We start from the raw sequence: 18,747 nt of genomic DNA, 5'->3' as shown, positions 1-18,747 counted from the left end.
TCAAATCATGAAAACCCTGTTCAAACACACCGCCCTGGCCGCCATGATCGGCCTGTCCACCCAGGCCATGTCCACCCAGGCCATGTCCACCCAAGCCCTGGCCAGCCTGGCCTATGTGTCCAACGAGAAAGACAACACCCTTTCGATCATCGACACCGAGACACAGGCTGTGGTCGAGACCATTGATGTGGGTGCACGCCCTCGGGGCATTCTGCTGTCCAAGGACTACACCAAGCTGTACATCTGTGCCAGTGACGACGACACCGTGCAGGTGCTGGATCTGGCCACCCGCAAGATTGTGGACACCCTGCCCTCCGGTGAAGATCCGGAGCAGTTCTCCCTGCATCCGAACAACAGGCACCTGTACATCGCCAACGAGGACGATGCCATCGTGACCGTGGTGGATGTGGAAACCAAGGATGTGCTGGCACAAATCGACGTCGGCATCGAGCCCGAAGGCATGGCGGTGAGCCCGGATGGCAAGTGGGCGGTGAACACCTCCGAAACCACCAGCATGCTGCACTGGATCAACACCGAGACCTTCGAGATTGAGAAAAATATTGTAGTCGGCCAGCGTCCGCGCCATGTGGAGTTCAGCAAGGACAGCAAGATTGCCTGGGCGTCTGCCGAGATTGGCGGCACCGTGCACATCATTGATGTCGATAACCTGGAGCAGATCCACGAGATGTCCTTCAAGGTGCCCGGCGTGAATCAGGACCGGGTGCAGCCGGTGGGCATCGAACTGACTTCTGACGGCAAATACGCCTTCGTCGCCCTGGGCCCTTCCAACCATGTCGCCGTGGTGGATGCCAAGACCTATGAGGTGCTGGACTACCTGTTGGTGGGCAGCCGGGTGTGGCAGCTGGACCTGGACAAGAACGAGAAGCACCTCTACACCACCAACGGGGTGTCCGGGGATGTTTCGGTGATCGATGTGGAGGACCTGAAGGTGATCAAATCCATCAAGGTAGGCCGCTACCCCTGGGGTGTGGTCATCGATCCGACTTCATGACCATTGAAGCGCGCAACCTCGGTTTTCGCTACGGTGACAAGCCGGTGCTCCGTGAGGTCAGCTTTGCGCTGACCTCTGGCCGTTTCCATGCTCTGCTGGGGCCCAATGGCGCCGGCAAGTCCACCCTGTTCGGACTGCTGACCCGGCTTCTGGCCCTGCAACAGGGGGATATTCTGCTGGCCGGGCAATCCCTGAAGAAACAGCCGGCCGAGGCCATGCGCCGGATCGGTGTCGTATTCCAGCAGAACGCCCTGGACCTGGATCTGACGGTACGCCAAAACCTGCAGTACCACGCGGCCTTGCACGGACTGTCCCGTAAGGAGGCTCGCAAGCGGGGCGACCGGGAACTGGCGCGTTTCGAATTGCTGGACCGGGCCAACGATGCGGTCCGCCAGCTCAATGGCGGCCATCGCCGGCGGGTGGAGATTGCCCGGGCCCTGCTCCATGAACCTTCCCTGTTACTGCTGGACGAGCCGACGGTTGGCCTGGATGTGGCCAGCCGCAAGGCACTCAATGAACACGTACGGACGCTCTGTGAGCAGGACGGCCTGACGGTGCTCTGGGCCACCCATCTGATCGAAGAGGTCCGGGAGAGCGACCGGGTGCTGATCCTGCACCAGGGCCAGTTGCTGGCCGACGGCACCGGGTCGGCCATCTGTGAGGCCGAGGGTACCCAAACCCTGGCGGACACTTTCCACGCCCTGACCGGAGCCGGATAACATGAAAGCAGCTCATTACTGGCACTGTTTTGTCGGCATCCAGACCCGGGAATGGCTGAGGTTCTGGCAGCAACGCACCCGCTTCGCCAGCGCGCTGGTTCGGCCGCTGCTGTGGCTGGTGGTGTTCGCCGCCGGTTTCCGGGCGGTACTGGGGATTTCCATTATCCCGCCCTATCAGACCTACATTACCTACGAGACGTACATTGCTCCGGGGCTGTGCGGGATGATCATCCTGTTCAACAGCATGCAGGGGGCCCTGTCCATGGTGTATGACCGGGAGCTGGGCAGTATGCGGGTGCTGTTGATGAGTCCGCTGCCGCGGCCGTTTCTGCTGGTGACCAAATTGCTGGCGATGGGGGTGGTGTCGATCGGGCAGGTGTATGTCTTTCTGCTGTTGGCGTTGCTGGTGGATGTGGAGCCGCCGCTTTGGGGTTATCTGGCGGTGCTGCCGGCGCTGGTGCTGACCAGTCTGATGCTGGGGGCGCTGGGGCTGCTGATTGCGACCTGGATCAAGCAGTTGGAGAATTTTGCCGGGGTGATGAACTTTGTCATTTTCCCGATGTTTTTCATGTCTTCGGCGTTGTATCCGCTGTGGAAAATGAATGAGGCGAGTCCGTGGTTGTATTGGGTTTGCCAGTTCAATCCGTTCACCTATGCGGTGGAGGCGATCAGGTTTTCGCTGTATCTGGAGTGGAATCCGGTGGCTTATGGGATTACTGCCGGGGTGACCGTTGTTTTGGCCCTGCTTGCCACGGCGGGATTTCGGCCTCAGCGGACTAAAATTCTGGGGACCAAGCCTGCCTGAAACCTCCAGTCCTGGTGAACCAAGCATGAGAGCCCGATCAGCCTGCGGCAGGAAGGCATTGGGATGTCTTTCCAAAACCCGCTCCTTCGGCACCCCTCCGGGGTCCGGCCTGCAATCATAGATTGCAGTCGTTCGGCTGTCGCATGAAGCTTCGCTTCATAAGCGCTCGGCCTCACCCCTGTGACGCTTGAGCTCCGCCATCCATGGCTCCGCACAGTTTTGGACAGCCCCACCCAGCGCCTTCAATCAACTTAAGTGAAGGCTTCTCAGATAACGATTTCAAGGTAATTCAGACCACTTGGTCCAAAGTGCGTAACCGTTGGACCAGGCTTTCCACTCCAGATTGCGCTGCAATTGTGCCATCCCATTGCAAACACGCCGGCTGGCCATCGAGGTACCACAGACGGTTCGCCAGCTCAGTGGCGTCCCGGGCATCGTGAGTGACGCAGATCATGGCCATTGTCGGGTACCGGCCCAGTAGGTCGAGGATAAGCTGTTTGAGTTCGGTGGCACGAACCGGGTCGAGGGAGGCGAACGGCTCATCCAGCAACAACAGATCCGGCTGGATCGCCAGGCAACGGGCCAGTGCGGCGCGGCGTGCCATGCCCAGAGAGAGTTGGTCGGGCAGATGATCGGCGTAGCCGGCAAGTCCGACACTGGCCAATAGACGTTCAATGTCGGCATCTCCGGCACCAACGATAGCCAGGTTCTGGCGCAGGGTACGCCAGGGTAGCAGTCGGTGTTCCTGGAACAGGTACCCTACCCGCATTTTGTTCCGGCCCGGCACGGCCGCGTCAGGCATTGCCCCGTCTAGGCCGGCGATGGCATTTAGCAGGGTGGTTTTGCCGATGCCGGATGGGCCAAGCAGACAGATTCGGTCACCCTGACAAATGGTGGTGAAGATTTCCCCCAGCACAGGCAGGCCGAAGCTGCGACCTTCGATTCTCAATTCAAGCATGGGCCGTCTCCGGTTGCCGCCATCGGGTTGCGCGGCGCTCCAGGGGCTGGAGCAGGGCCAGTTCGATGAGCTGGACGATGGCGATGAACGCCAGGCTGTAGGCCAGGATGGTGGCCACGTCGAAGACCTGGAAGGCCAGGTGGAGTTTGAAGCCGACGCCGCTGGAGCGGCCGAGCAGCTCGACCACCAGGACGATTTTCCAGATCAGGGCCAGGCCGCCGCGGGTGGCGGCCATCAGGTAGGGAAACAGTTGGGGTAGCCAGACTTCCCGGAACCGCTGCCAGCGGGTGAAGCGGTACACGGTGGCCATGCTTTCCAGTTTCGGATCGAGGCTCCTGGCGCCCTCGCGGACGGTGACGGCAACGTTGGGGACTTTGTTGACCACTACCGCCAGTACAGCTGCCACTTCCACCAGGCCGAACCAGACGTACATGAGGATGATGGTGACCAGGGCCGGCAGGTTGAGCAGCACCACCAGCAAAGGATCAAACAGGGCGTTGGTCCGGGTTGAACGGCCCATGGCGAGGCCGATGGCGGTGCCGATGGCCATCGCCAGGACAAAGGCGACGGTCACCCGGGCGAGGGTGGCGGCGAGATGGAACCAGAGCTGCCCGTTGGTGGCCTCGGACCGGAGCGCCACAATCACCTCGCCGGGTGATGGCAACAGAGGGGTCTGCAAGGTTGCTGCAATGACGGCCCATAGCAGGATGCAGGCCGGCAGTACCACCCAGTAGCTCCAGGCCGCTGGCTGGCCAGCCCTGGCGGTCATGGTTCCTCCCGGAAGAACAGGGCGTCGGCCATGAGTTTGTCCGGATCAGCACCGGTCAGTACCAGCAACCGGTGCAGGTCGGCAATCCGTTGGCCGGTCAGCGGTTCCGGCGTGCCATCCAGGAAGCCTGCGCGCAGGGCAGTAAATGCGCCGTCGTCGGGGCTGCGCATCAATGGCCGGAGGCGTTGCCAGTGCGCGGGATCCTCGGCCAGTTCGGCTTTGACCCGGCGCACCGAGGCGGCAAAGCGGTCAAGCAGCGGGCGATGGCCGCTCGCCCAGCCGGCGGGAAACACATAGCCCAGAACCGGCAGTTTCGCTTTCAGCCCCAGTGCCGTCAGCAGGTCGGCCATGCCAAAGGCCGAGCGCCAACCGCCCTCGCCCCGCAGGCGGGCAGCGAAGTGCCAATAGGTGACGATCACATCCAGCTGCCCCCGCTTCAGGGCCTGGCTTAACAAGGGAGGGGCTGCGTACTGGACCTCCGCCGAGGCTGCAAGATCGAGGCCCTGCTGCGATGCAACCTGCTGTAACAGGATCCAGCCTTTGCTGTCGGGTCCGCCGGCCACCCCGATGCGTTTGCCCGCCAGGTCCGCCACCGTCCGGATAGTGGAGTTCTCGGCCACGAGGATATCACCGATCTGCGTGGAAAACGGCAGGTAGGTATAGGGCGTACCGTCCCGAAACCGCGACTGGACCCACAGCAGGTCAGCCACCGCACCATGGACCGCTCCGCTGGTGACGGCGAGGCGGGAGGCCGGCAGGTTGGCAACCAGCCTCAGCTCAAGGCGGTAACCCTGTTCCCGATCCAGCCCCCGGTGCTGGATATGGTCCAGCTCCCAGTGCGCGGTACCGTATTGCAGGACACTGACGGACACGACCGGCAGGCTTTCGGCGGCGGCCATAACGGGCAGCGCCAGGATCAGCAACAGGCTCACCAGCCAGTGCCGGGGCAGACTGGCACGCGGGGTCACGGGCAACGAGAGGACATGGGGTCGGTTCATAAAACCACGATACGAAGCCTGCCCCGGTGCAAGAATAGTACTTTGGTGCCTGTTTTTTGGTGCGATGGTCGCATTCAACCTCGGAACCGGTTGGCGTGTAATGGAGTCATCACAAGAATAATCAGAGGTTGCCGCACAATGATCCGGCCCCTGCTCATCACCACTGCGTGGCTGGTCCTGCTGACCGGCGGATGGCCCGGCCAGCTGACAGCAGCACCGGCAAGCGCTGACGCGGCGCTGTTTTCGGCCGACGGCTACCGCATCGACCGCTACCGCAGCCCCACGCCGCAAACCGCTGCCAGTGCCCGTACCATCGGCCCGCAGGAACTGCAGGCGCTGCGCCGGTCCGCACCCGCGCCGCTGGTGATTGATGTCATCAATCTTGAGTTCCGTGCCGGTCGCTTTCTGCTGACCGAACCCCATGCCTCGGTTCCGGGTGCCATCTGGCTACCCAACACTGGCAAGGGCGACCTGGATGAATCGTGGCGGGACTATCTGCTCGACAACGTCCGGGCGCGGACTGCCGGCCGCCGGGATCACCCGGTGGTGGTGCTCTGCAAATCCGACTGCTGGCTGTCCTGGAATGCCACCCGCAGGCTGGCGGAAGCCGGCTACAGTCAGCTCTATTGGCTACGGGACGGCATTGACAGCTGGCAGAATGCCGGCCATCCCAGCGTCATTATCGAGCCGGTCCCCCCGCAATTTACCCACGACAACAACTGAGGAGCAGGCGACCATGCTGAATGCAACCGACACTGCCGCACCTGCCGCGGAAAACCGCTATGATAAACAACAGCCCTGTTCCGCCGAGTCACCCAGCCAGCCGGACCCCTTAATGGAAGCCACCTACAAGATCCTTATTGCCGACGACCACCCGCTGTTCCGGGAAGCCATCAGCAGCGTGATTGCCTCCGGCTTTGCCGGCAGCGAAGTGATTGAAACCCAGGACCTCGACAGCGCCCTTGAGCTGACCCGGGAACATGATGACCTGGACCTGATTCTGCTGGACCTCAATATGCCGGGGATGCACGGCCTGAACGGCCTGATTTCATTGCGCAATGAGGCACCCACCATTCCGGTGGTGATTGTCTCGGCGGAGGAAGACAAGCAGATAGTCCTGCAGGCGATCACCTATGGCGCCGTGGGCTTCATTACGAAGTCTTCGCCCCGCACCCAGATGACTGAGGCCATCCAGCAGATCCTCAACGGCAACGTCTACCTGCCCTCCGACATCATTCGCACCGGCAAGGAGAGCAGCCAGCGACGCAGCCGCCACGAGGATAACCCGATCTCGCCGGAACTGCTGAACTCCCTCACCCGCCGCCAGTTGCTGGTGCTGGAACGGATGTCGAAGGGGGAATCCAACAAACAGATTGCCTACAACCTCAACATTGCCGAAACCACGGTGAAAGCCCATGTTTCGGCGATTCTGCGCAAACTCGGGGTCCACAACCGGGTCCAGGCCATTCTGTCCGCCAGCGACGTGGATTTCAGCCAGTACCTCAAGCGCTGATCAGTGTGCCCGCAACAGGTGGTTGAGGGCACTGCGCAGTTTCAGTGGCCGCACCGGCTTGTTCATCAGCAGGTAACCCAGCTCCCGGATGTGCTGTTTCAGCTCGTTGGAATAGTTGGCGGTGATCATGACCACCGGAATCGGGTGGCTGCGGGCGTCGTTGATCGCCGCCACCACATCGACACCGTTCTGCTCGTTATCCAGGTGATAGTCCGCCAGGATCAGGTCGGCATCGGCCGTCAGCGGATCCAGCTGCTGTTGCAGATGTTCCAGCGACACGGCGGTCAGCACCTGGCAACCCCAGCCCTCGAGCAGGGTCTGCATGCCGCGGCAGATGGCGTGGTCGTTATCAATCACCCAGATCCGCGCTCCCCCCAGGCTGTGATCGGCCGGCACCACATCGGTGGTCTCGCCCTGCTCCCGCCGGGGTGACAAGGTACCGCACGGCACCCGAACGCTGAACACCGATCCCTTGCCCTCCACCGAGTCCACGGTGACGTCATGCCCCAGGATACCGGAGATCTTGTCGACGATGGCCAGTCCAAGGCCCAGGCCCTTGTCAGGCTGGGCACCCGCCGGCCGGATGCGCTTGAACTCCTGGAAGATTTCGCTGAGTTTGTCCTCGGGGATGCCGGGACCGGTGTCCCAGACCTGGATTAGGATGTCGTCACCACAGCGGCGGCAGCCCAGCAGGATGCGCCCTTTGCCGGTGTAGCGGATGGCATTGGTGAGGAAGTTGCGGAGAATGCGGGCCAGCAACTGGGAGTCCGATTGCACCACCGCCGAGGAGGGCACGAAATCCAGTTGCAGCCCCTCTGCCAGGGCCATCTGGCGGAATTCACGGGCGATGTTGTTGAGCAGGTCCCGCAGGTCAAAGGCGGTGACATCCGGCCGGATCACCCCGGCATCGAGCTTGGAAATATCCACCAGCGTGCCGAGCAGGCTTTCGACGTCGTCCAGCGAGGTACTGACGGACCGCACAAGGGCCTCGGCCCGCGGCCCGAATGAGTGTTCCAGCAGGGCGCCGGTAAACAGCCGCGCCGCATTCAGCGGCTGCAGCAGGTCGTGGCTGACCGCTGCGAGAAACTTGGTTTTTGACAGGTTGGCGCGCTCCGCCTCCAGCTTGGCATCCCGCAGGCGCGCCTCGACCGCCGCCCGTTCACTGATTTCCTGGCGCAGCTGGTTGTTAAGTCCGGTCAGGGCTGCCGTGCGCTCCTTGACCCGGCGCTCGAGGTTGTCGTAGGCCTGCTCCAGTGCCAGGGCCGTCTTGCGGCGATCCGTGATGTCGCGGATCAGTACGAAGAAGCCGAGCACCCGGCCCTCGCTGCTGATGTTGGGCACATAGGAGCGCAACATGTAGCGGCACTCACCGCGGGCGCCGGTTTCCTCAAACTCGAAATTGACGCTGGTGCCGTTCAGGGCCTCGCGGACGTGGGGCAGCAGGCGCTGGTACAGCACCGGGTCGTGGACATCTTTCAGCGGTTTGCCCAGCAGCGGCTCGTCGCTACCACCGTACCAGGCCTCGTACACCTTGTTGCAGAACTGCACGGTGAGGTCCGCCCCGACGTAGGCAATGAGGGCCGGAACGTGGTCGGTGACCACCCGGATCCAGCGTTCACTTTCTTCCAGCGCCTTGATGCGCCGCGCCATTTCACTGTTCTTGACGTCGGTGATGTCGGAATACAGTACCACCAGCCCGCCCTCGCGGGTGGGCCTTTCGGTCATCTGCACCCAGCGCCCGTTCGACAGCAGGAATACCGTGCCCTCGGACGCGGGATTGTCCTGTTCCTCGACAATCAACCCCGACACCACCGCCTGGCGTTTCACCTCGGCAATGGGGGTGCCTGGCGCCGGCACCTCGACACCAGCATGACGCCAGTAGCTGCGGAAACGGCTGTTACTCTGGATCAGGCAGTGGCGATGATCAAACAGGACAAAACCGTCGGCAATGCTTTCAATGGCGTCGCTAAGCCGCTGACGGGTGGTTTCTGCCTCCTGCCGCGCACGCTCCAGGGCCAGGTTGCTGGCCTTGAGTTCGTCCATGGTGAGGTTCAGCGCCTCGGTGCGCTCGCGGACCTGCTCGGCGAGAATGACCGAGTGCTCGAAGGCGGCATAGGGTTCCGGCTTGTGGGCGGCTCCGGACTCCACCCGCACAATCAGCGCATCGCGGATGCGGCACAGGCGCCGGTTGTCGGCTTCGAGCTCTGCAATCCGCCGGTCTTTTGCCTCATCCGTGAGTATCTCAGGCCGTTCCTGAGCTGGCAGCAGGCTGGCCAATCACCACCCCCGTAAATGTCTGGTTGATGTGCATGCCGTTGAACTGCTCGCCGTAGGTGTTGAAGCCAATCACCTTGTGGTGTTGCAGGAAATCCGATACTGCTGCAGCCTGCCCGGTAAGCTCGGCTTCCAGGCGCCGCAGGAAACAGTCACAGCCGATGGTGACGAGGGGCGACCCTACCACCCGCTCGGACGCCTCGATCTGGGTCCGCACGCTGTCCAGCAGCGAATCCGGCTTCATAGCCGTCATCACGATCCCGGTCTCCACGGCGCAATAGAACGTCAGGCTGCCGTCCGGATTGACCCGCTGGATCGAGCGGACAAAATAGTGCCCGCCGATCTTCACCCCGAGGGGCCGCAAGGCAAAGATTTTACGATCGAGCGCGGCCACCTCCACCCCCACCGCTCGGGCGTAGGCCTCGGCAGCGGGTTCGGCATTGAGCTCATAGACCGTACGGGTTTCGGCACAGGCGCCGGTGACCACGAGCTTTTCGCTACGTTCGACCATGTGGTGGGTAGAGAACACCCGGAAATCCAGCGGCGTGTTCACCAGCATCACGGTTGCCGCACCGGTATGGAAGCGGCCGTCAAAAAACACATGGGTGTTCGCCAGGCGCTCGTCGTCGCCGGCCGACCCACCGAACTGGGGTATCGTACCCAGGGCCGCATTGAGCGTGGCCAGCACCAGCTCCTCGCGGCTGGAAAGACCGTCCAGCAGGGTGATGGCAAACGTATTGCCCCGGACCGGGGCGAGGTCGGCGTCGCGGCAGGTGGCCAGCAGGCCGTCAATGACCTGCTGGGCATCCTGCAGGCTGAACTGGTCGAGCTCGCGGATCAACGCGCAATCGATGGCAAAGTAGCGGGCATCGAAGCCAATTGCAGTGATACACCCGCGATCGTAACCCTCGGCGGTGATTTCACCGGCGGAGGTGCAGCCACTGACCCGCACCCCCGGAAAGGCCTGCTCAAGTGCCGGCCCGAGACGGACCAGGTCGTACTCGGCCGAACAGAAAAACAGCACACAGCCCAGATGTTCGTGGCGAAGCTGGCTGGCCAGCGTGCTCGCCGCCAACTGCGGATCCCGGATACTGGAATTGGCCACCCGCACGGCAGGCAAGGTAGTGGCTGGTTTCATGGCGACTGGCTCGGAATACGGATGACGACACCACGATTCTACGGCATCCGGAGCCCGGGCCAATGCGACTTCAGTGCTTTTAATAGGCGCGCCAAAATGATCGTAAGCCATTGATTAAAATACTCCTCGAATCAATGCCCGGTGGCGTGGCCGATTGCCGGTACGACAAACCGGCACTTTAGTCTCAAGTCAACAGCGCATCAGGCGGGCTTCCGTGCCGCACCTTTGCGTCAAACCACTCAGCGTCAAACCACTCAGAAGGTAACGATGGCACCCAGGGCGATGGTGTCCGCCTCGGTGGTCGTGTTGCCGTTGGTGCGATTGCGGTCTTCGTACATGTTGTACTCGGCAACCAGTTTGAAGTTGCTGTTCACATCGTGGAAGAAGCCCACGGTGGTGCTCTCGGTTTCCAGGTCGAGGATCTCGGCATCGGTTTCGCCGTAGGAAAGCACAACCCGGTTAGCCGCGAAGGCGTAGGAGGCCTGCACCAGGAAACCATCGGCGTCGTCCTCGGTGACCGCGCCATTGCCGATCAGTACCGGGTTATCGCCAGAGGAAGTGAACCCGGATGCGGCGAGCGTGAGCCCGGCTACCGACGCCTTCACGCCATACCCCAGGCCGGTGCTGTCTACCGTCGTTGCACCATTCTCGGCAGACTGGTAGCGGCCATTCACCCAGCCGGTGAGCGCAACCTGGTTCAGGTTGGCACTGTAGGTGAGCTCCGATTCGAACCGCGGAGCGGCATTCTCATCCGCTGCGGTTCCGGAGACCGTGTCAGCCGGATCGAGGACACCGGCAGCGATCTTGAGGCCACCCATGTCCGGCGAACGGTAGGTGATCTGGGCAGACGGCGTGGGGTACGGATAGCCGGCGCGGATATTGCCGAAGGACACGCCGCCGGGCAGGCCCGGGGAACCAAAGCCCATGAGGATTTCATCCAGGAAGATGTTGGAACGGGCGTAGAGGCCGAAGTCCTTACCAATCAGCACCTGGCCGAAACTGCCGTCCACCGTGGCGTAGAACTGCCGCACGTCGATTGCAGTGTCGGTGGGCGTATCCAGACTGTCGTTGATGGTGGTCCAGAACGAGGAACGGCCACCCAGCGTCAGGTCGCCCATCTCCTTGCTGAAATTGAAGCCGATGGTGTTGGGCAGGAAACCCATCTTGATACGTGAATCACGGGTATCCGCCAGCTTGTCGTCACGGTTGACATAGAAGGCGTTGAAATAGCCGTCCACCGAAAACACCGTTCCATCCTGGTTGTACACCTCCACCGCAGCGTGGCTGCCCGCACTGAACCCGGCCATGGTGGCCAGCGCCAGCGCGATTCCTGACTTCCTGAAGTTGTTGTTGTTCATAGTTCCCCCGGTTTTTGTTGAATTCTGGGACCAGGAAAACCGGTTCCGACCGGCTTCCCGAGGCGGCATGATTCGCCTGAGCCTCATGGTCGGTGAAGGGAACAACAGGGGATATTCGCCAAGGGAGCCGGTTCACTGCTTATTTAGGAGGCCCCCGGATCAGGACTTTGGGATTACGACCCGGCCTTGCCGGCCAGCTCCTCCAGCTCCGCCAGGCAGCAGGCCAGGAACTGCTGCGGGTCGGCCACTACGGCCTCGTCTGCCACGACGCCGAACTGGACCTGGCCGGCATAGCTGACCACGCTGACACCGAGACCAATGTCACCGGCACGGGGAACCCAGTACATCTGCTCGGTAATCCGGCATCCGGCCAGGTATCGCGGCTCGCGGGTACCCGGTACATTGGACACCACGGTACTGGCCTTGCGGCAGAACAGTTCGGCAACCGCCTGGCGGAGATGGTCAGGCAGCAAGGCAGCCGCGCCGGCAAGGGCCCAGGAAATGCCCGGTTGCCAGCTGCGCTTGAGGCGGCGGGTTTCATGTTTGATCCGGTAAAGGCGCTCCAGCGGACTGCCGCCATCCACCGGCAGGGGCACGAAGACCGTCCCGAAGTAGTTCCCCAGGCTGCCCTCCGGCGGGCTCACCCCGTCCGGCAACCGGCTGCGGATATCCACCGGCACGGCGGCATGGGCGCAGGCCTGGTCCAGATCGACCCCGGCACCGGCAAGTGCCTGGCGTACCGCACTGGCCACGCAGCTCAGCAGAACATCGTTGATGGTCACACCGGCGCTGCGGGCGACCGAGCGAAACTGCGCCAGCGGCAACGGCTCCGACCAGCAGCAGCGGCGACGACCGAGCAGGGTCTGACGCAAGGGCGACGGGGTGTCCTCGGCTTCCACCACGAAATGGCTCAGTTCGTTAACCAGCCGCACTCCGCGCAGGGCAGCCTGTTCCAGCCGGTTGCGGGAGCCGGCGGCGGACCGCGCCGACATGACCGCCGCCGTATTGGTGCCCCCCTCCCCGGCCAGCAACTCCGCCAGCCAGGCCCGGGTGCCGTCGAGCCAGCGGGTCGGCTCGGTGCTCTCCCGGCCCCCGTAGATGGCCGGGGGCTGCCGCGGCGAGGTCGGACAGAGGCGGTCAAACACCTCCAGCAGGGCCAGTCCGTCGGCGTAACAATGGTGGATACGCAACAACAGGGCGGCACCGCCCTCGGCATGGGGCACCAGCCAGAATTTCCAGCGCGGGCGGTAGTCTGGCAGAGGCTGATTGAGCCGCGCCGATACCCAGTCCTGCAAAGCCTCCGCATCCAGAGAGTGCGGGACAACCGCGAGGTGATGGCGGAGGGCAAACAACGGATCCGCTTGCCAGTGCCACGCCGGCCCCTTACGGACCGGCAGCAGGCGAAACCGCTCCCAGGCCAGCCAGTAGCGCTCGATAAATTCCTGCAGGCGGTTTTCGGTGAGCCCCTCGACCCGCATCATCACGGTGATGGTCATCGGATTGTGGGGGGCCTCGAGCGCCAGCCAGGCAGCATCCACCGGCAACATGAGGTGCGATTCCTTGTGACTCAAACCCGGCAGCCCCCGAAGGCAAGATCATTATTATTGGACAAGTTGACCCGGCATTGTGCCAGACAAGCCGCGGGGGCTCCATAAAACCGCGGCCGGTCACGGTCTTACAAAAAATTACGCGCAGTTAACCCTTCCCCTCTATACTCGAAATAAGGAATGATGAAATGGTTATTAGCCAGTAATGGTGCGCAATCCGGCACCGCGACCAAGCAGACCATTGGCCCTGGCTCGGCGTAACACTGGTATTCAGTGCCAATACAACAAGTACCACAACGCGATACAACAGCAGGACCCGCCCTGCAAACAACCAATCATAAGACGGGTCAGACACTGCTGGTGGAGATGGGTTATGAAAGCGAGCCACGTTCGTAAACTGATCAAACCGATCGAGAGTGCCTATTCGGAAATGTTTTCCGGACGGGTCTACCGGGTTGGCCAGGGGGCCGTGTCGGTACGCAACCACAGTGGTGCTGCCGAACAGACGGTGATCGGCGTCCATGGTTTTCTGGAAAATCACTGTTACTTCACCCAGGCCTATGAAGCCCCCACCACCGAACTGGTGCTGCTGACCTGCAGCAACTACCACATCCCGGTGAACGGTGTCACTCCAGAATCGCCGGACTGGGAAGTGCCGATCAAGTACCTGGAAGGCACCATTCAGTACGACGCCTGCATCCTCAACCAGGCGCTGTCCAACCTGCCGTCTACCGACAACATCCGGGTCCACGGCCACTCCCGCGGCGGTGCGGTAATCCTTGAAGCCATCCGCCTGCGCCCGGAACTCTATGACACCGTGGAAGTGGTGCTGGAAGCGCCCGTACTGCCCCAGGGCAGGTTGCACGCCCTGGTAACCACCCTGCTGGAGCCGGTCAGTCACGGCATGTGGCCCTGGCTGATCCGTCTGATCAACAGCGCCCCCTCCTCCGCCTATGGCCAGACCTTTTTCGGCAAGATGAACCCGCGCAAGAAACAGTTACTCAGCAAGCTGTTCTCGGCCACCCGGGATCACCTCACCATTGTGCGCAACATCGAAGACATCATGGAATGGATGGAGCGCACCGATACCGCGGTGTATGACCAGATCCGCCATGGCACTTTCCTGATTCCGCGGGTGGACCGCATTCTCGACCGCGGCGCCATGCTGGCCAGTGCCCGCCAGAGCCCGACAACCATGCGGATTGTCGAAACCGAGGCACCGAGCCATTTCATCACCCTCGACAGCAAGGAATGGGTACCCGGGTTCGAGACCCTGCCCACCGCCTGCCAGCTTTAAGGCTGCCATCTCGCACCGGCTCCGGTAGACTATCGGCCCCAGGTCATTGGTCTACCGGAGAGTGCCCTTCCCATGTATCGCGAGCGCCTGATCGCCACGCCTGTCCGCAGCGACAGCGCCCGGCGACTGCAGCATCAGCTTCTGGCCTATCATGACTTCCGTCAGCACAAGGCGACGCACCCGCTGCTGGGCGATATGGGCAAGGTGGCCGAATGGCAGGTTCAGCGGCTCAAGATGACCCATCAGGACCTCTACCGGCACCCCGATTTCCACACCGGCCTGGAATTCCTGCTGACCGACCTTTATGCCCCCGCCGGAATGACACAGCGCGACGACAATATCGACCGGGTCTTCCCGAAAATGGTCAAATGGCTGCCGGAACACCTGCTCGATACCTTCGGCGGACTGGTGGAACTCAACCTGGTCACCCAGCTGCTCGACCTGGAACTCACCGAAGCCCTGCACCGGCTCGGGACCAGTGCCGACAACCTCACCACCGACCGTTACTGCGAGGCGTTCCGCGCCGCCGGCCAGCAGGCGCAACGGGAGCGCCAGATCGAACTGGTTGCCGATGTGGGGCAGCAACTGGACCGTTACGTGCGTAACCGGACCCTCGGCTGGCTCCTCAGCATGACCGGCACACCGGCGGAAATGGCCGGGCTGAGCGACCTCCACTCGTTTCTTCACCGCGGCTACACCGCGTTCCGCGCCATGGAGGACGTCGATGCCTTGCTCGACCGGCTCATCACCCGGGAGAAAGCGGTGCTGACGAACATCCTTGCCGGTCAGCAGGAGCCGTTCCGGCTGCCCGAACACCTCTGACCGGTAGCTGGCGGGATCAGGCCTGGACGATCTGGTCGAGCTGGCTGTGGATTTCCTGCTCGATCCGTGACTTGAAGGGCCGCAGCAACATGCCCAGCTCGAGGTGAACGTGGATGTCGCTCGGCGAGATGTCGAGCTGGCCCTTGACCCCGCTGCGCTTGAACTTCATCACATCACCTTCCCACTGGTAATGAACATCAAACTGGCGGGACAGGTCCTCGGCAAGGGTTTCGGCCGCGGCACGGGCATGGGCTTTATCGAGCGCGTGGGGGCGATGAACATCAATAACAGACATGGTGTCGGGTCTCTGGGGAGTGGCTTGTTGATAGACAGTTTATAAAATTACCGGCCGCAAGCAAAAGTCGTACTCAAGTCAATAAATACCCGGGCACACCTTGTAGCGCCCCCCCTAACCGTTAGAATACGGGGTTCAGATTCTGACAGGACACCGCCATGACCCAGCAACAACCGTCACCCGACCAGGCCACCCCCACTCCAGGGCAGGACGACGTCACCCATTTCGGCTTCCGCAATGTGCCGAAAAGCCAGAAAGCGGGCCAGGTGGCCGAGGTTTTCCACTCGGTGGCGGGCAAGTACGACCTGATGAATGACCTGATGTCGATGGGTGTCCACCGGCTGTGGAAGCGTTTCACCATTGAGCTCAGCGGTGTGCGTCCCGGCCACCGGGTACTGGACATTGCCGGCGGCACCGGTGACCTGACCATGAAGTTCTCCGATCTGGTAGGGCCCGCCGGCAAGGTGGTCCTGGCGGACATCAACGCGTCCATGCTGCAGGTTGGCCGCAGCCGCCTGACCGACCGGGGTTACGCCGGCAACATCGAGTATGTGCAGGCGGACGCCGAGCACTTGCCGTTCCCGGACAACAGTTTCAATGCGGTGTCCATTGCCTTCGGCCTGCGTAACGTGACCGACAAGGACCAGGCCCTGCGCGACATGACACGGGTCCTCAAGCCCGGTGGCAAGCTGATGGTGCTGGAATTTTCCAAGCCCGTTAATCCGTTGCTGAGCAAGGCCTACGACCTGTACTCGTTCAACGCCCTGCCGCTGATGGGCCAACTGATTGCCGGCGACTCCGGCAGTTACCAGTACCTGGCCGAGTCAATCCGCATGCACCCGGACCAGGACACCCTGAAGGGCATGATGGAAGACGCCGGCCTGGTGAACTGCAAGTACCACAACATGACCGGCGGTATTGTCGCGCTGCACGTGGGGATCAAGCCCTGATGCTGCCGGGCCCGACCCTGCTGTCCGGCATCACCGCCATTGTTGAAGGCGCGCTTAACAGCGCCTTGGCACTGGATCCGGCCGGTCGCAAGGCCCTGCTGGCAGCGCTGTCGGAACCGGTCCAGTTCAGCCTGACCAACCCGTTGGCGATGCATCTTACCCTGCAGCAGGCCGGGGACCGGGTACAGGTCGGCAGCCAGCCGGCGGAGAGACCTGCCCTGGTATTGTCCGGCCGGCCCTTGGCGTTCATCGCCCTGGCGACCGGTGACGACCAGGTTTTCAGCCTCGGCCGGATCCGGGTGACCGGAGATACCGGCCTGGCACACCAGTTCCAGCGCGCACTCAATCAACTCGACCCTGACTGGGAAGCCGCCATGGCCGGCCATATCGGTGATGTGCCTGCGCACTTTATCGGGCGTCGCCTGCGCGGTGCCGCACACTGGAGCCGGCAGGCGTTCCGCTCCCTCAGCGCCAACCTGGAAGAGTATATCCACGAGGAAAGCCGGAGCCTGCCTGGCCGCCGTGAACTGGAAGCCACCTTTACCGAGATTGACGCCCTGAGCCTGCAGGTCGAGCGGCTGGACGCCCGCCTGGGTCAACTGGAAGACAACAACCCTGAAGCCCCCAACCGGGAGAAGCCGTGACCCGCCTGCAGCGCCTGTTCCGTATTGCCTGGGTATTCTGTCGTTACCGCCTGGACACATTCCTGCCGCTGGCCGAACTGCCGGCACCACTCAAGGTATTTTTCCTGCTGGCTCCCTGGCACCTGTTCCCGCAACCCAAGCTGGACCGCGGCGATCGCCTGCGGCTGGCATTCGAGGAGCTCGGTCCGGTATTCGTGAAGTTCGGCCAGATCCTGTCCACCCGACGCGACCTGTTGCCGGATGACATGGCGGAATCCCTCAAGCACCTGCAGGACCGGGTACCCCCCTTCCCCAGTGCCCAGGCCCGCGCCATCATCGAAGCCAGCCTGGGCAAGCCGGTTACCGAGCTGTTTGCCGAGTTCGAGGCGGACCCCATGGCGTCCGCCTCGGTCGCCCAGGTCCATGCCGCCACCCTGCCGACCGGCCAGCAGGTGGTGGTCAAGGTGCTGCGCCCCGGCATCGAAAAGGTCATCCACCAGGATCTGGCACTGATGTACCTGATGGCCGGCCTGCTGGAAAAATACTGGTCCGAGGGCAAGCGGCTGCACCCGGTAGAAGTGGTTGCCGACTACGACGCCACCATCCATGACGAACTGGACCTGCAACGGGAGGCGGCCAACGCCAGCCAGCTGCGGCGCAACTTCGACAACTCATCGCTGATCTACATTCCCTTCATCGACTGGGACTACACCCGCCGCCAGGTACTGGTGATGGAGCGGATCCGCGGGATTCCCATTGCCGACGTGGCGGCGCTGCGGGCGGCGGGCGTCGACCTCAAGGTACTGGCTGAAAAAGGCGTCGAGATCTTCTTCACCCAGGTGTTCCGCGACAGCTTCTTCCACGCCGACATGCACCCGGGCAACATTTTTGTCGATGCCAGCAACCCGGCCGACCCCAAGTACATCGCCATCGATTTCGGCATCGTGGGCACCCTGGCCCCGGATGATCAGAGCTATCTGGCCCGCAACCTGCTGGCGTTCTTCCGTCGTGATTACCGCCAGGTGGCGCAGCTGCACATCCAGTCCGGCTGGGTCCCGCCGGATACCCGGGTCAACGAGTTCGAAGCCGCCATCCGCACCGTCTGCGAACCCATTTTCGAGCGTCCGCTGAAGGACATTTCCTTCGGTCACTTCCTGCTGCGGCTGTTCCAGACGGCCCGCCGTTTCAACATGGAAGTTCAACCCCAGCTGGTGCTGTTACAGAAAACCCTGCTGAACGTGGAAGGCCTCGGTCGCCAGCTCTATCCGGAGCTGGACCTGTGGAGCACCGCGCAGCCGTTCCTGGAAAGCTGGATGCGCAAGCGCATCGGACCATCGGGCCTGCTCAAGTCGCTGCAATCGCACCTGCCGGCCTGGCTCGAACAGTCTCCGGAAATGCCGCAACTGGTCCACGACGCACTGGTCCAGCTGCGCAGCAGCCACCCCACGGCGCAGTCCAATCAGGCTACACTGGAGCTGCTCAACGAGGCGCGGGCCAGCTCGGACCGCCGCTGGCGCCGCGGCCTGCTGGCACTGATACTGGTTGCAGGAACCTGGCTGGGCACGACCGGCGACCTCCCGACCCTGGCCGCCGCCGTGCCCGCCTGGGGCTGGGCCGCCCTGGCCGCTGCCGGCTGGCTGATCATCCGCGGTGGACGCCACTGAGCAGG

18 protein-coding genes are annotated in these 18,747 nt (G+C 62.6%); 10 read left to right on the top strand and 8 right to left on the bottom strand.

The window, feature by feature from the left end; genetic code table 11:
• Window positions 1-7 precede the first annotated feature (7 nt).
• The 3 genes from CLH61_RS15130 to CLH61_RS15120 are packed head-to-tail and all read left to right on the top strand — an operon-like array spanning window position 8 to window position 2,536.
• Window positions 8-1,012, top strand: coding sequence for a YVTN family beta-propeller repeat protein (locus tag CLH61_RS15130; RefSeq protein ID WP_099615596.1), 1,005 nt, complete (start codon window positions 8-10; stop codon window positions 1,010-1,012).
• Window positions 1,009-1,731 carry an ABC transporter ATP-binding protein gene (locus CLH61_RS15125; protein ID WP_099615595.1) on the top strand — a complete coding sequence of 241 codons (723 nt, stop codon included), beginning with the start codon at window positions 1,009-1,011 and terminating at the stop codon, window positions 1,729-1,731. Before CLH61_RS15130 ends, CLH61_RS15125 begins: the two co-directional genes overlap by 4 nt.
• 1 nt (window position 1,732) lies before the next feature.
• Window positions 1,733-2,536 carry an ABC transporter permease gene (locus tag CLH61_RS15120; protein WP_099615594.1) on the top strand — a complete coding sequence of 268 codons (804 nt, stop codon included), beginning with the start codon at window positions 1,733-1,735 and terminating at the stop codon, window positions 2,534-2,536.
• Window positions 2,537-2,825: 289 nt separating this feature from the next.
• On the opposite strand, the gene CLH61_RS15115 is transcribed toward CLH61_RS15120, so the two are convergent.
• From CLH61_RS15115 to CLH61_RS15105, 3 genes are read right to left on the bottom strand one after another with little or no spacing between them, the layout of a single operon-like run.
• Entirely contained in the window at window positions 2,826-3,494 is a 669-nt protein-coding gene (locus CLH61_RS15115) for an ATP-binding cassette domain-containing protein (protein ID WP_099615593.1), read from the bottom strand.
• On the bottom strand, window positions 3,487-4,263 hold the full coding sequence (locus CLH61_RS15110; RefSeq protein WP_099615592.1) for an ABC transporter permease: 777 nt from the start codon (window positions 4,261-4,263) through the stop codon (window positions 3,487-3,489). The genes CLH61_RS15115 and CLH61_RS15110 overlap by 8 nt, the downstream gene beginning before the upstream one ends.
• A complete protein-coding gene (locus CLH61_RS15105; RefSeq protein WP_099615591.1) occupies window positions 4,260-5,261 on the bottom strand; it encodes an ABC transporter substrate-binding protein in 1,002 nt (333 codons plus the stop codon). Before CLH61_RS15105 ends, CLH61_RS15110 begins: the two co-directional genes overlap by 4 nt.
• A 138-nt stretch (window positions 5,262-5,399) precedes the next feature.
• On the opposite strand from CLH61_RS15105, the gene CLH61_RS15100 reads away from it, so the two are divergent.
• Both CLH61_RS15100 and CLH61_RS15095 read left to right on the top strand, forming a co-directional pair.
• Window positions 5,400-5,984, top strand: coding sequence for a rhodanese-like domain-containing protein (locus CLH61_RS15100; protein WP_099615590.1), 585 nt, complete (start codon window positions 5,400-5,402; stop codon window positions 5,982-5,984).
• Between the two features lie 112 nt (window positions 5,985-6,096).
• Window positions 6,097-6,774, top strand: coding sequence for a response regulator (locus CLH61_RS15095; RefSeq protein WP_099615630.1), 678 nt, complete (start codon window positions 6,097-6,099; stop codon window positions 6,772-6,774).
• Here CLH61_RS15095 and CLH61_RS15090 read toward each other — a convergent pair whose 3' ends face one another.
• From CLH61_RS15090 to CLH61_RS15075, 4 genes are all read right to left on the bottom strand, one after another.
• Window positions 6,775-9,042: a hybrid sensor histidine kinase/response regulator gene (locus CLH61_RS15090; protein ID WP_228152665.1), complete on the bottom strand. Its 2,268-nt coding sequence runs from the start codon at window positions 9,040-9,042 to the stop codon at window positions 6,775-6,777.
• Window positions 9,017-10,186 (bottom strand): nitric oxide-sensing protein NosP, encoded by a 1,170-nt coding sequence (gene nosP / locus CLH61_RS15085; protein WP_099615588.1) that lies wholly within the window; start codon window positions 10,184-10,186, stop codon window positions 9,017-9,019. The genes CLH61_RS15090 and nosP overlap by 26 nt, the downstream gene beginning before the upstream one ends.
• A 254-nt stretch (window positions 10,187-10,440) precedes the next feature.
• On the bottom strand, window positions 10,441-11,544 hold the full coding sequence (locus CLH61_RS15080) for a porin (RefSeq protein WP_099615587.1): 1,104 nt from the start codon (window positions 11,542-11,544) through the stop codon (window positions 10,441-10,443).
• Between the two features lie 173 nt (window positions 11,545-11,717).
• Window positions 11,718-13,091: a wax ester/triacylglycerol synthase family O-acyltransferase gene (locus CLH61_RS15075; protein ID WP_228152659.1), complete on the bottom strand. Its 1,374-nt coding sequence runs from the start codon at window positions 13,089-13,091 to the stop codon at window positions 11,718-11,720.
• 373 nt (window positions 13,092-13,464) lie between these two features.
• On the opposite strand from CLH61_RS15075, the gene CLH61_RS15070 reads away from it, so the two are divergent.
• Window positions 13,465-14,388 (top strand): alpha/beta hydrolase, encoded by a 924-nt coding sequence (locus CLH61_RS15070; protein WP_099615585.1) that lies wholly within the window; start codon window positions 13,465-13,467, stop codon window positions 14,386-14,388.
• A gap of 72 nt (window positions 14,389-14,460) precedes the next feature.
• Window positions 14,461-15,210 carry a DUF8198 family protein gene (locus CLH61_RS15065; protein ID WP_099615584.1) on the top strand — a complete coding sequence of 250 codons (750 nt, stop codon included), beginning with the start codon at window positions 14,461-14,463 and terminating at the stop codon, window positions 15,208-15,210.
• Between the two features lie 16 nt (window positions 15,211-15,226).
• On the opposite strand, the gene CLH61_RS15060 is transcribed toward CLH61_RS15065, so the two are convergent.
• On the bottom strand, window positions 15,227-15,505 hold the full coding sequence (locus CLH61_RS15060; protein ID WP_099615583.1) for a polyhydroxyalkanoic acid system family protein: 279 nt from the start codon (window positions 15,503-15,505) through the stop codon (window positions 15,227-15,229).
• Between the two features lie 158 nt (window positions 15,506-15,663).
• Between CLH61_RS15060 and ubiE the strand changes: the two genes are divergently transcribed.
• From ubiE to ubiB, 3 genes are read left to right on the top strand one after another with little or no spacing between them, the layout of a single operon-like run.
• Entirely contained in the window at window positions 15,664-16,455 is a 792-nt protein-coding gene (gene ubiE, locus CLH61_RS15055; protein ID WP_099615582.1) for a bifunctional demethylmenaquinone methyltransferase/2-methoxy-6-polyprenyl-1,4-benzoquinol methylase UbiE, read from the top strand.
• Entirely contained in the window at window positions 16,455-17,099 is a 645-nt protein-coding gene (locus CLH61_RS15050; RefSeq protein ID WP_099615581.1) for a ubiquinone biosynthesis accessory factor UbiJ, read from the top strand. Before ubiE ends, CLH61_RS15050 begins: the two co-directional genes overlap by 1 nt.
• Window positions 17,096-18,742 (top strand): ubiquinone biosynthesis regulatory protein kinase UbiB, encoded by a 1,647-nt coding sequence (gene ubiB / locus CLH61_RS15045; protein ID WP_099615580.1) that lies wholly within the window; start codon window positions 17,096-17,098, stop codon window positions 18,740-18,742. Before CLH61_RS15050 ends, ubiB begins: the two co-directional genes overlap by 4 nt.
• Window positions 18,743-18,747: the final 5 nt, after the last annotated feature.

Source organism: Marinobacter profundi (assembly GCF_002744715.1).
Classification (GTDB): Bacteria; Pseudomonadota; Gammaproteobacteria; order Pseudomonadales; family Oleiphilaceae; genus Marinobacter; species Marinobacter profundi.
Note: the sequence above shows the minus strand (reverse complement) of the source record. Positions and strands in the feature narration are given on the sequence as shown.

Coding starts and splice junctions, on each gene's coding strand:
- CLH61_RS15130 (WP_099615596.1), top strand. CDS start 8: ATGAAAACCCTGTTCAAACACACCGCCCTGGCCGCCATGATCGGCCTG.
- CLH61_RS15125 (WP_099615595.1), top strand. CDS start 1,009: ATGACCATTGAAGCGCGCAACCTCGGTTTTCGCTACGGTGACAAGCCG.
- CLH61_RS15120 (WP_099615594.1), top strand. CDS start 1,733: ATGAAAGCAGCTCATTACTGGCACTGTTTTGTCGGCATCCAGACCCGG.
- CLH61_RS15115 (WP_099615593.1), bottom strand. CDS start 3,494: ATGCTTGAATTGAGAATCGAAGGTCGCAGCTTCGGCCTGCCTGTGCTG.
- CLH61_RS15110 (WP_099615592.1), bottom strand. CDS start 4,263: ATGACCGCCAGGGCTGGCCAGCCAGCGGCCTGGAGCTACTGGGTGGTA.
- CLH61_RS15105 (WP_099615591.1), bottom strand. CDS start 5,261: ATGAACCGACCCCATGTCCTCTCGTTGCCCGTGACCCCGCGTGCCAGT.
- CLH61_RS15100 (WP_099615590.1), top strand. CDS start 5,400: ATGATCCGGCCCCTGCTCATCACCACTGCGTGGCTGGTCCTGCTGACC.
- CLH61_RS15095 (WP_099615630.1), top strand. CDS start 6,097: ATGGAAGCCACCTACAAGATCCTTATTGCCGACGACCACCCGCTGTTC.
- nosP (WP_099615588.1), bottom strand. CDS start 10,186: ATGAAACCAGCCACTACCTTGCCTGCCGTGCGGGTGGCCAATTCCAGT.
- CLH61_RS15080 (WP_099615587.1), bottom strand. CDS start 11,544: ATGAACAACAACAACTTCAGGAAGTCAGGAATCGCGCTGGCGCTGGCC.
- CLH61_RS15075 (WP_228152659.1), bottom strand. CDS start 13,091: ATGTTGCCGGTGGATGCTGCCTGGCTGGCGCTCGAGGCCCCCCACAAT.
- CLH61_RS15070 (WP_099615585.1), top strand. CDS start 13,465: ATGAAAGCGAGCCACGTTCGTAAACTGATCAAACCGATCGAGAGTGCC.
- CLH61_RS15065 (WP_099615584.1), top strand. CDS start 14,461: ATGTATCGCGAGCGCCTGATCGCCACGCCTGTCCGCAGCGACAGCGCC.
- CLH61_RS15060 (WP_099615583.1), bottom strand. CDS start 15,505: ATGTCTGTTATTGATGTTCATCGCCCCCACGCGCTCGATAAAGCCCAT.
- ubiE (WP_099615582.1), top strand. CDS start 15,664: ATGACCCAGCAACAACCGTCACCCGACCAGGCCACCCCCACTCCAGGG.
- CLH61_RS15050 (WP_099615581.1), top strand. CDS start 16,455: ATGCTGCCGGGCCCGACCCTGCTGTCCGGCATCACCGCCATTGTTGAA.